The sequence below is a fragment of the Paenibacillus sp. HGF5 genome, from assembly GCF_000204455.1.
Classification (GTDB): Bacteria; Bacillota; Bacilli; order Paenibacillales; family Paenibacillaceae; genus Paenibacillus_AQ; species Paenibacillus_AQ lautus_A.
On record NZ_AEXS01000110.1, the window covers coordinates 69,579 to 81,786 of the forward strand.

At 48.4% G+C, this 12,208-nt stretch carries 9 protein-coding genes and 2 pseudogenes; 2 read left to right on the plus strand and 9 right to left on the minus strand.

What is annotated here, in order from left to right:
* Positions 1-316 precede the first annotated feature (316 nt).
* Positions 317-2,113, plus strand: coding sequence for a hypothetical protein (locus HMPREF9412_RS17460; RefSeq protein ID WP_009592929.1), 1,797 nt, complete (start codon positions 317-319; stop codon positions 2,111-2,113).
* A gap of 88 nt (positions 2,114-2,201) precedes the next feature.
* Here HMPREF9412_RS17460 and HMPREF9412_RS17465 read toward each other — a convergent pair whose 3' ends face one another.
* From HMPREF9412_RS17465 to HMPREF9412_RS17500, 8 genes and pseudogenes are all read right to left on the minus strand, one after another.
* Entirely contained in the window at positions 2,202-2,660 is a 459-nt protein-coding gene (locus HMPREF9412_RS17465) for a hypothetical protein (RefSeq protein WP_009592927.1), read from the minus strand.
* A gap of 201 nt (positions 2,661-2,861) precedes the next feature.
* Positions 2,862-3,212 (minus strand): DUF2512 family protein, encoded by a 351-nt coding sequence (locus HMPREF9412_RS17470; protein WP_009592926.1) that lies wholly within the window; start codon positions 3,210-3,212, stop codon positions 2,862-2,864.
* Positions 3,213-3,295: 83 nt separating this feature from the next.
* Positions 3,296-4,717, minus strand: a complete 1,422-nt coding sequence (locus tag HMPREF9412_RS17475) for a sensor histidine kinase (protein WP_009592968.1) — start codon at positions 4,715-4,717, stop codon at positions 3,296-3,298.
* A gap of 3 nt (positions 4,718-4,720) precedes the next feature.
* Positions 4,721-5,427 (minus strand): annotated as a pseudogene (locus HMPREF9412_RS17480) (response regulator transcription factor).
* Positions 5,428-5,522: 95 nt separating this feature from the next.
* Positions 5,523-7,724, minus strand: coding sequence for a M1 family metallopeptidase (locus tag HMPREF9412_RS17485; RefSeq protein ID WP_009592940.1), 2,202 nt, complete (start codon positions 7,722-7,724; stop codon positions 5,523-5,525).
* Between the two features lie 23 nt (positions 7,725-7,747).
* Positions 7,748-8,113, minus strand: coding sequence for a YxeA family protein (locus HMPREF9412_RS17490; RefSeq protein WP_009592970.1), 366 nt, complete (start codon positions 8,111-8,113; stop codon positions 7,748-7,750).
* 25 nt (positions 8,114-8,138) lie between these two features.
* Positions 8,139-10,070 (minus strand): ABC transporter permease, encoded by a 1,932-nt coding sequence (locus HMPREF9412_RS17495; RefSeq protein ID WP_036672598.1) that lies wholly within the window; start codon positions 10,068-10,070, stop codon positions 8,139-8,141.
* Positions 10,057-10,824 (minus strand): ABC transporter ATP-binding protein, encoded by a 768-nt coding sequence (locus HMPREF9412_RS17500; protein ID WP_009592925.1) that lies wholly within the window; start codon positions 10,822-10,824, stop codon positions 10,057-10,059. Before HMPREF9412_RS17500 ends, HMPREF9412_RS17495 begins: the two co-directional genes overlap by 14 nt.
* Positions 10,825-10,977: 153 nt before the next feature.
* On the opposite strand from HMPREF9412_RS17500, the gene glsA reads away from it, so the two are divergent.
* Positions 10,978-11,919, plus strand: a complete 942-nt coding sequence (gene glsA / locus HMPREF9412_RS17505) for a glutaminase A (RefSeq protein WP_009592964.1) — start codon at positions 10,978-10,980, stop codon at positions 11,917-11,919.
* Between the two features lie 105 nt (positions 11,920-12,024).
* Here glsA and HMPREF9412_RS17510 read toward each other — a convergent pair.
* Positions 12,025-12,208, minus strand: a pseudogene (locus HMPREF9412_RS17510) (serine/threonine protein kinase); the annotation flags it as partial.

Sequence of the window (12,208 nt, forward strand, 5' to 3'; positions counted from 1 at the left end):
CTGGATCGCAGCTATTATATATAATGCTGATCTTTCCCAAAACAGTGACACTGGACCAACCAAGCGCCAAAAACGCAACTATCTTCCTAAGCTTATAGCCTTATTCTTGTTCATGTTCATATTATTTATGTCATTTAGTTATTTTATTCCATTTATCATATAGTTCCTTTTATACCGATCACCCGTTCGATTCATTCGGGTCTATAATGTCCTGTAAGAACTTGGGCTCATCTTTTTTTGAACTATCAATGCTATAATAACCCCGTTTACTAAACAGAGAATACGTGGAGTTCTCGCAGAGAAACGGAGGGAAAACATGAAAGTGAAAGGTTACCAGAAGCTTGCTAGCCTCTTGGTTGTCATGCTTCTGGTGGGGCTGCATACCCCGGCTTACGGCGAAAATAATTCAAAAAAAGCGACTTGGATATGGCAGACGGACCTGATACGGGATGGCGGCGCAGAGCTGCTTGATTTTTCCCGCGAAGAGGGCATTAATCTGATCTACTTGCAGATCGATCGCCAGCTGTCGTCGGACATTTACGAGGCGTTTATAGAGCGAGCGCATGAGGACCAAATCGCAGTCCATGCCTTGGGCGGAGACCCCAGATGGGCGCTCACCGAGCATCTCGATGATATGCTCGGTCTCGCTGATTGGGTAATCGACTATAACGGGAAGGTTGCTGCAGGTGCCCGATTCGACGGGATTCATCTGGATGTAGAACCGTATGTGCTTGCCAATTGGGAAACTGAACAGGGCCAAATCATCACCACCTGGGTACAAAATCTTAAAGCGTTCCTGAGCCTAGCTTCCGGAAAGGGGCTGGAGCTCGGAATCGATATTCCTTTCTGGTTTGACCAATACGCCTTGGCGGATGGAACCGGTCTTAATGAATGGCTGATCGGTGCGTTTGACCATGTTACCGTCATGGCATACCGGAATGAAGTGGAATCCGAGCACGGGATTCTGGACTTGACGCGGTCTGAGCTTGAGCTTGCTGACAGGCTTGGGAAACAAATTCTGATCGGAGTTAATACCAAGGAGATGCCAGGCGAGTCTTACACCACCTTTTATGGACACGGGAAGGACAAGTTGAATCAGAAATTGGATCATCTCTCCAGTGCGCTCGGTTCTTATCCATCCTTTGCCGGTGTCGCAATCCACGATATTCGCAACTGGCAAAGCATGTCTTCTGATGAGATCGTTCCCCCTGGAAGCACGGATCCCATTTCCCCATCACCGGTCCCGGAGCCAAATCCAGTTCCAGAACCCGGTGAAGGCGACCGCGTGCCGGATGCGGATCCAGTGACGCGGGATCCTATGGTAAGAGGCACTTATATATGGGAAGCCCATGAAGTCGTTCAAAACAGTCAGGAAATTCTTGATTTTGCCAAAGAGAAGAAATTGAACTGGCTGTATGTACGCCTTGATCTGGAGCAGCCGTACAGCTCGTACTCGTCGTTTGTTAAACAAGCGGCTGCGGCAGGAATCGAGGTTCATGCCATGGGCGGACATCCGATATGGGCCCTTGAGGAGAACCGGCCGAGAATGATGCGGCTCGTCAATTATGTGAAGAACTACAATCGCGCCGTTGAAGGCGATGAGCGTTTCCATGGCATTCACCTGGACATTGAGCCCTACGTGCTGCCGGCATGGAAAGAGGATTCGCAGCAGGTTATTTCAGAATGGACCGCGAATCTGGATGCATTCGTTACGGAATTGAAAAAGGATTCTTCATTGGAAGCCAGCATGGATATGGCCGTGTGGCTGGATAAATACAAGGTCACTGGAGAAGACATGTCGCTCAGCAAGTGGATGATCAATCGTATGGACCATGTTTCCCTCATGGCCTTCCGGGATGTAGCGGAGGGATCCAACGGCATCGTCGGGGTTTCCAAGGAAGAGATTGCATTTGCCGATGAGCTGGGCAAGCCCATCAAGATATCGGTAGAAATCAAAGCCAGTCATGAAGGCGATCATATCACCTTCCACGAAGAAGGTGCCGCCTACATGGAAGAAGAGCTTGCCAAGCTGCCTGCTTTATTAAAGGATTCACCTTCCTTTACCGGCAGCGTCGTGCATGCTTATGCGTATTGGAAAAGCGCGAAGCCATAAAATGTATGAGAAAGAACATAACCCCATTGCTCATAATGGAGCGATGGGGTTATTTCATTGACGTTTCAGCCGATGTGAATTACTCTCTTCACTGCAACGTATATTTTGCTTGTACGGATGGTAGTATCGTGGCCATCTGGATCATCAAACCAAGCATGGCATAAACCAGGTGTATGAAGGAAACGGAATCCAGGATATACACCTGAACCATAATCCAGATGATTAACTCAAAGCCCGAATATAAAGAAAAGGTCCAGGACCAATGCTTATCTTTGAATATATTGAATCTTTGGGCTGCGTTCCACTCCCACCTTAGAATCAGTCCGGAAGCCGTGATCACAGGCAGGATGCCAAACACGCAGAATAAAAGAATGCCTGGAATTAAATAATCAGGAAAGAAAGAGTCCTGCAATAATGAGCTGGGCATCCCAATGAGTTCACCACTAGGATCCGTTATAAGCATGGTTCCCCCTGCCAACGCGCCGATCGCCAAGAATGCTTGAAGGCCAATCAATGCATTGGATCGCTTCCCTTTGATATTGACCATCTCCTAACATACCTCAATTCTCTTAATATTCGAAGGTCACCTACATCGAATCTATTCCCTCTTCTCTAATTAAGAAATAATATTTGTCACAATGCCATGGCAGCTGGACCAAGACTCAGAGAATAAAAAAAGCCTGATTACTCAGGCTAAAGTGATATTGCTTATAGGATCGCAAGGCCGTATTCATTATGCGATGCGCAGTTACGAGGCTCGCTGTTTTTTGTTAAGAAGATGCTCGCCCCTGATCCAGCTATGAAAGAAATACTCAAAGGCCCCCGCAAGTACCGCCAGCAGCAGAATCTCCGAGAAATCGATGGTCCAGTTGGCAGCGGCGCCGATGATCCACAGCATGACAAATACCAAGCCGGCATCCGCTATCGTGGCGATCATATTGCGGGTGCGAGGCAGAATATATAAATCCCCTACCAAGTAAGCAACGATGGCGATCCCCACTGCCGTCAATAGGGCCCCGATGAACGAAGCATCGGTTAGGGAAACCAACAGAGCCGTTATCATAACCCCATGCACCAATAACTTAACAAGCAGTTTCATAAGTGATACACTCCTTTTTACGGTAGTGTATCCAGCTTGCGCTATGATTACTCCGTGATCATGGCAGAAATAACCTCTTGTCTCTATGCTGGGCGGAGCTTGATTTCCGCTATCGTGCCTTGGCCAACCTCGCTGCGAACCTCGATCTCTCCGCCATGGGCGATGACGATATCATGCGTAATAGCCATGCCAAGCCCCGATCCCCTATGGAGTTCTCCCGTATTCGTCCCTCGGAAATAACGGTCGAATATTCTCCCAAGTTCTTCCTGTTTAATGCCTTTTCCATTGTCCTCCACCCGAATAAGAATATGATCTTCGTTCTTCTCGACCTGAACCTTGATTGCAACATCCTCGCGGTTATGAACGATTGCATTGTAAATCAGGTTGCTGATCGCCCTGCGGATCAGGATATCGTCAACCTCGACTTTAATGACTTCATGACTGCTGCCAAAGTCAATGTGCCGATCGGAATAACTTGGATTGTTCAAGGTATCGATCACGGCATTGCGGACCAGGCTAACGATGTTTATATGTTTCTTATTCAGCATCAGCTCTTTGTTCCTCAAGCGAGTCGACAGATTCAAATCCTCAATCACGTCTCGCAAATAGATGGATTTACGTTCAATGATCCCGGCGTAATCCCTTATTTCGTCTTGAGAGAACTGGTACTCCGGATCCTTTATCATTTCGGCATAGCCTTGAATCGAAGCCAGGGGCGTTTTGATGTCATGCGAGATATTGCCGATCCACTCTTCCCTCATCGCGTCCAATTTTTTTCTTTCTTTCTCGCTTGCTTTCAGCTCTTGGGATAAAAGATTGATGTTGGCAAACACCTCCTTGTACACCCCTTTAGGCTGGTGATAGACGTGATAATTACGGTTCGCCAGCCGCTTTATGCTGTCGATCAGCATAAACATGGGTTGGGTCAGCCGCTTGCTGAAGATATAAGCGATACATAAGGCGATGAAGCCGTCAACGATGATGACGGTCAAGCTAAAGACCTTGAACGCTTGTACAAAATTTCGAGTGTCGGTCGTGAGCACATGCCGCTCCAAGTACGGAGAAGTGAAGCCAACCAAGTAACTGAAACGATGATCGGAGTATGTTTTCTCGCCAACAAAGACGGTTGATAGCACGTCCTTCTCAAAGTACTTATAAATTTGCACGATATCCATGGGAGTGTATTTCGTTTTCGCTCCTTCGGGAGCCCGATAACGGTATATTTCCCTGCCATCCTCATCCAAAACCTGAAGCCAGGCCTCATTCTTCTTCAGAATGTCCTTACCCTTCTCGCTCACGGAAGCACCGGATTCGGAAATCACGATAAACTCCTCGAAGGATCTGGAAATCGTCTCTGCGGAGGTTTGACTGCCGTTGGTCAAGAAATCCTCATTCATCGATTGCACAACAAACAAACCGATGACAACGATGATATTCATGATAATCACGATGACAACAATCAGCACAACGGAGAACAGGTACCTGCCGGTAAGCTTCCACCTCATGCCCTATTCTTCCTCTACCGCAAGCTTATACCCAAGGCCTTTTACCGTCAGCAGATAACGCGGATTGGAGGGATCCTCCTCGATTTTCTCCCGCAGTCTTCGGATATGCACCATCACGGTATTATCGAAGCCGAAAAATTCCTCGCCCCACACCTGATCATATAAACTTTCCTTGCTCATGATCTGGCCCGGGTGCTTGAGCATCAGTGTCAGCAGTCCAAGCTCCTTCGGTTTCAGCGGAATAACCTTGCCGTTCTTCTTCAGTTCGATCTTTTCTTCATCTAATTCAAATGGTCCTACCTGAATTAGACGATTCGGCTTGTCCTCTTGCTGAGGCATATCCGGTCTGCGAAATCGGGCTTTAATCCGGTAAGCCACTTCTTTTGGGCTGAATGGCTTCGTAATGTAATCGTCCCCGCCCATGGCAAAACCCAGGATTTTATCGATCTCCTCCGTCTTGGCGGACAGGAAAATATCGGAACATTAGAGACGCTGCGGATTTTCTTGCACACCTCGTAGCCTTCTCCGTCGGGAAGCATGATATCCAGGATAACGATATCGGGCTGGCGCTGCTGAAATTCAATCCATGCTTCCTCTGCCGTAGCTGCGGTGTACACCTGATCGATGCCCTCCTTGACCAGCACGGTTTGAAGCAGCCTGACAATATCAGCTTCATCATCAACCACTAGTACCCTTTGATCAAACGCCATTTGGTTTCCCCCCTTGCTATAACAACCATCTTTCCCACTTGGCAAGCTGCTATTCACCTACGCCTGGCTGCTTGCACTCGTTATGATCTCGGTGCTTACTCCACCGCAAAAAACTTCGACAGCGGATTCTCCACATGTTTATCTAACAACACCTTCCCCGTCTTGTCCAACACATAGTACTGATAATAGGCGCTGGTGAATCCGATGGATTCCTGCATTTTTGCCATATACGTCTCCATGGCCTCATCTGTTACCTGTTCACCGTTCCAGAAATAATGGAGCATCAAACGATTCTGATTGAATGGATGCTTGATCACATAAGCCCCGGCTGTAGTCGGTTGATTCATGGAATTCTTCCAGGCAAAGCCCATTTTGTTCGCCCGCTCGATAATGCCGGATTTGAGCGCCTGTATCACCCCGTTCGATTTACCGTTTCCAATCAGGATCAGATTGCTTGTCCCCAGTTCATTCTTTAACTTCTCTTTCAAAATCTTACGATCCCGAATAATGTCATACTTCACGCCGCTTAAATCAAGAAACGCCGCAAGCTGGCTCACCATGGTTTCTTGCTGTTTGCGTGTTCGTCTGCTTACTTGATCGCTCAGAACGATCGATAGCGGCTCTCCCTGAAGGGCCTTATCCATGATACGGCTCATCGTTTCGTAAGGCAAATCTGGAATTTGGGTTAAGGCCGATTGATACAGCAATTGAAACTGGTCATGCATATAGGCGGTTTTCTCTTCCTCTGTCAGCTGATATTCTGGCTTTAGCATAAAACCCGGTTGATATAGTGCGGCTGACATTTCGTTTCGCGCCTCTTTTCCGAGCACGTCGTCTATCGTTTGGAGCAGTCCCTCAATCGTAGCATTTTTGTAGACATAACGTTTGAAATATTCCCTCATCAAGCGGTCAAACTTCTCTTCGCCAACGGAACGGTACAATTGGTAAATCGCTTGCCGGCCTTTATCGTAATAAACCGGACTGGCCATATCCCCCACCTCGTCGTTGGTCGACGCAATGGGAAGCTTCAGCGAAGTATCGTCAAATCGAATGGATGTAAAACCATTCAGTTTATCCCCCTGCTTCTCGGCAAAATACACTCTGGAAAAATCGGCAAATCCTTCGTCGAGGAACGATGCCGTCTCCGAATCGTTCCCGATTAACGAGTGGAACCACTGATGGGCGATTTCATGGACGAATACCGTATCCTGAGCAGGATCAGCCTGGCCCTGAACCTGTCCCATTTGAATGATCCGCGAATATTCGATAGCTACGCCCTCCACGTACGTCTCAACGATTCGGAAATCGGGATAAGGATAAGCGCCATATTTATCACCGAAAAATTGAATGGCCTTAAATGCTTGATCAATATACCGGTCAATGATCTGCTTTTTATCCGGCTGGTTGTCCAAATAAAAATATTCAATTGTCAGGCCGTCACGGGTAACGCTGTCTACTTTGAAATTCGGGCTGGCAAAGAAAACGAACTCCCTCGTATTCTCCGCCGCGGCGGATACGACTTTGCGTCCGTTCCCCACCTCCCTTGACGTTATCGTGCCTGGCATAGCTACCTCATAGGAGTCGGGAACATTGAACAGGACGTCATAGTCGGCGGAAGTATAATAATCCGTTTCAAACGTTGTGCTGTAAGGAGCCGCGTTCCATTGATGCTTGTGCTCGTCATAGACCGACATCACGGGATACCAGTGCGCCCCGTTAATCATATCTTGATAATACGATAAGCGCTGCGAGCCATACGGAATCTTCAGAGAAAAATCCAATTGTACCGTGATCGATCCGCCAGGTCGCAAGGGCTGCTTCAATTGAACAGTCAAAGCCTGTTCTTTATTGCTGAAATCAAGAGCTTGACCGCTGGCGTTCACACTCTCGATATCAATGCCGCCAAGAAAATCCTCCGGTTTCTTATCCGGATGGTTCTTACTGATTTCTTCGTTCGATCGTTTAAACATGGACGTCTGGGTTGAAGCCGAACGGTTAGCATCGGCATATGTATGGAACACCAGCTCACTCAGCGTATCTTGGCTGGTGTTTCGATAGGTGATCCTGCTGCTCCCCTGCATGGTCATGTCCTTCTCGTTCAGCCTGGCCTGAATATCGTAATGAATCGGTGCTTGCGCTTCCATATCCACGATTGGTGAAATCATTGAAGCTGGCGCAGCTGTGGCCGCCGTACTTCTCGGTCCGATGACCGGGCCCGCCGCCAAAGTCAATGCGAGCGAGCCGATAATCGTTTTTTTGGTCAAATTCGCTGTTCTACTTTTCCATGAATTCATCATGTTATCCCCCTTAGATATGATCCTTATTTCCCTAATGTTTCAAGCTTCAGCTTGGCTGGTCCCGGCAGCTCACTGGCCTGTACCTCTTGATAGGAGCTGACGCCTGTTTTTTTGACATAGACACGCAAGTAAGCTTCCTTACGCAGCTCTTTCTGCGCCGTAAAGGTCAATGTTTTTGCCGCTCCCTCTTTATCAAAGCCCTCCAGGTTGTATTCATAGTAGACGTATTTTTCTCCGTTATCCGATTTATCCTCTACCCGTGTACCTTCTTGAACCTGCACAAAATATTGATCCGTACCGAGGCGGTTTAAGTTCACGTTCTGAATGAAGATGATAAATCCGATTAGGAGGACGGCTAAAACGCCGCCGAAGATCATTGTTTTTTTCACGGTTACTCTCCCCTTGTTAATAAATCTATTTGTTATTCGTTACGATTCTGTAGTAGGCATTCACGGTTACCACATAGTAGATGAGATAGATGCAAGTATACACGCCCATACAGATCACGACCGGTATCACCAGATTCATGTATAGAAGCCTGGACAAGGCTATCAATGCTACCGAGCAGTGAGCGATGCCGGCGATGAGCGGCAGCGCGAAGATAAACAAAACCTGCTGGGCGATGGTCTTTCTGACCTCGCGTTTGTTTACGCCGATTTTACTTAATATCCGGTACCTTGCCTTGTCCGAGTTGGCTTCGGTTAATTGCTTGAAATATATGATGCTGCCCGTCGCCGTAAGGAACACGAGCCCCAGGAATCCTCCCATAAATATCAACAGGCCCGACGATTCCATTCCTCTTGCATAATCCTGATAATAGCTGGCGAATGCCGCGCTTTCCGGCAGGACGCCCTCAATTTGCTCCGTTAACTGCTTTGCTTGGTCCTGATTCGATATGCCGTATGCTTCCAGGCTGTATGACTTTGTCTCCTTCTCCAACTTCTCAAATAACTCATCGCTTAAGACGATGGTGGAGTACACCGTCCCCATGTTCAGCACACTGAATTTCTTCAATTCCTTAAACGTTATATCATGCTCCTGTTCGTTCTGCGTAAGCTTCACCTTCGAGCCCACATATGCCGGCGATATGCCTTCGTAATAAGCCGGGTCCAGCACAGCAGCCTCATCACCCTTCAATTCCATGGCTTCCTTGCGGCCCTGCAACTTCGCCAGCTCGTTAAAATCCTGATTGGATATGGCGCTGTAGGTCTGCATGTCATGCGAGAATGCCGGATCAAGTCCGCTGACATCGGCATCCACTTCAAGGACAGGCACGTTTGCATGGTACAACAGCTCGTGGTCCGATGAGGAAGCGATCAGCTTGTCGATTCGCTTGGTTGTCCCGCCATCGCCGTTAATAAACGTCATGCTGTTCGGGTTTGCTAGCGAGGCATTGCTTGCATTGCTGTAATAAAAGCTGTAAGCCGTTCCGACGGCGGTTAGCGTCGTTGCGCTGAGCACCGCGATGATGGTTAACGTACGCGCATTGCCTTTGATGCGATATAGGAGCTGGGAGATGCTGATGATGTTCATCCCGTTCCAAAATCTGTTCTTGTTATTTCTGGATAATTTCAACAAGGTTACGGTCAGGGTACTGAATAGCAGATACGTACCGATAATCACCGTCATGAGAATGACGAGCGGCGTTAGCATGAATCCCATCGCTGCCCAGACCTTGGATTGCAGCAAATTCTGCAGGGCCAGCCAGTAACCGGTGCCAACGAATACCAGCGACAATAAGGCGGTAATCCATGAAGCCTTCGGTTCCTGCTCTCCCTCCTGATCCGCATGAAACAATTCGATCAATTTGAACCGGTAGATCAATCGGTACCCCTGCAACGATGTAATTAGCGTTATGATCATGAACACGATGGTTGTGTTGATGATGGCCTCGGGGGATATCGAAAAGCTTGCTATCGCGTCGTAACCCATCACCTTCATTAACAGGGAAACGAAAAATCTGGCGAGCACGGAACCGAGGGCAATCCCGGCCAACAAAGCCAGCACGCCCATCAGAAAGTTTTCATAAAATAACATCAGCCCGATCTGTTTCTTCCTCACGCCGAGCAGCGAATATAGTCCGACTTCTTTCTTGCGTTTGCGGGTAAAGAACGAGTTGGAATACCAGATGAAAACAGCCACGAATATGATCAGCACGACGGCGGCGGCGCTAAAGGCCGAACTGATTTTGGTCGACCCCTCCGCAGCGGACTGTATCGCCGTATCATATTTCAATGAAACAAAAGTGAAGTAAATGACGATACTAAATATCATCGAGGCGAAATACAAAAAGTAATTCGCGAGATTTTTGCGGATGTTTTTTCTGGCAATGCTAAACAGTGTCATCATGCTCACCCCCAAGCGCGGCCAGCACTTCGAGTATTTGATCAAAAAACACCTTGCGCAATTGGTCTTCTCGATGAAGCTCCTGATACAGCCGACCGTCTTTTATGAAAATGACGCGTTTGCAGAAGCTTGCCGCATAGGCATCGTGAGTGACCATCAGGATGGTGGAATGATGATACTCATTGAGTTTCTTTAAGCTTTGCAGCAGGCTGGCCGCCGACTTGGAATCCAGCGCCCCTGTCGGCTCGTCCGCCAGGATCAGGCTAGGATGGGCAACGATGGCGCGCGAGGCAGCGGTACGCTGCTTCTGGCCGCCCGAGATGTGATAAGGATATTTGCCTAAGATGTCGCGAATGCCGAACGTGTCGGCGATTTCGTTAACCCGCTTCTCAATCTCCGCGGCAGGCACCTTGGACAATGCCAGCGGCAGCACTATATTTTCTTTGACGGTCAGGGTATCCAGCAGGTTGTAGTCCTGAAATATGAATCCAAGCTGATTCCGGCGAAAATCGGATAACTGTTCCTCATTCATCGACAGGATATGTTGCCCGGCAATGGTAATATCGCCTGCCGTCGGTGTATCGATCGTCGAGAAGATATTCAGCAGCGTCGATTTGCCCGCCCCGGAGGGTCCCATAATGCCGACAAACTCGCCTTCCTGAATCTCAAGATTGATATCTTGCAATGCCGTATATGAATTTCCTTGGATGCCGAATGTTTTTTCTACATGTTTTGCCTGTAATATGGTTGTCATATGGCTTCTCCTTCAAGTCGTCGTTTGTTAAACACAGATGTAATTATAGAAGGCGAACCTTACACGATTTTTATACGAACCTTACATAAAGCTTAACAAAACAGCACTAACGACTCGGACTCATCAACGAGCATCCATGGAGGGGTATAAACGATGACATCTCCCGACCTCGAAACCATCCGGCAGCGACTGCCGGGCTGGCTGAAAGCAAGCTCGCCATGCTCAGACAGAGGCAAAGTCGCCTCTTACATTCCCGAACTGTCCAAAGCTCCACATGATGCCTTGGGCATTACCCTTCTAAGCGCTCAGGGAGAATCCGTCACAGCCGGGGATTGCGGGCTTCGCTTTACGATGCAAAGCATCTCCAAGGTATTCACGCTGCTCCTGGCACTGATGGACAACGGAGAGGAAACCGTTTTTGGCAAGGTTGGCATGGAGCCGACCGGAGACAACTTCAATTCCATGCTGAAGCTGGAGCTGGTTCGGCCCGGCATTCCCTTCAATCCGATGATTAATGCAGGCGCGATTACCGTTTCTTCCTTGATTAACGGAAACAGCCCGTACGAGAAGTCAAGCAGAATTCTTCAGTTTCTTAAAGAGCTATCCGGGAACGCCGACTTGGATTATGATATGGGCGTTTACCGCTCGGAATCGGATACCGGGAATTTAAATCGTTCCATAGCGTTCTTTTTGAAAGAAAACGGGGTTCTCAGCGGAGATGTTGAAGAGGTGTTGGAGGTATACTTCAGGCACTGCTCCATTGTTGTGGATTGTGCCGATTTAGCCCGAATGGGGTTAGTCCTGGCCTGCAGCGGTTTGGATCCGCTAACCGGCAAAACGCTCATTCCTCGCAGGTATGTTCAAATCGCCAAGACGTTTATGACGACATGCGGGATGTACAACGCGTCGGGCGAATTTGCCATTCAGGTAGGATTGCCGGCCAAAAGCGGCGTTTCAGGGGGCATATTAACATTAGTACCGGGACGCTACGGGATCGGCGTGGTAGGCCCGGCACTGAATGATAAAGGGAACAGTTATGCCGGCGTGCATCTCCTGCAAACCTTGTCCCGGGAGATGGACTGGAGTATGTTCTAAGTAAAAATCCCCCTAAAGCAGGAGCATATGCTTAAGGGGGATTATAAGGAAGATTCCGACTCTCTTCGGTCAAGCCCTCCTGCCATCTTCGTATGGATTCAACTGCTATTTTCTGAAAAATAATCTGCCAATCCGATCCGCGAACTCCTGCATATTCACGCTGGACGGATCAAGACGGTAATATCCGTTCTTCACGGCTTCCAATACCCAGAGCGGCAGCTTCTTGCCCTCAAGCAGCGGATATACATTGTCATAAGCCCACACGAGATGCTCCCATCGCTTGTCGTTG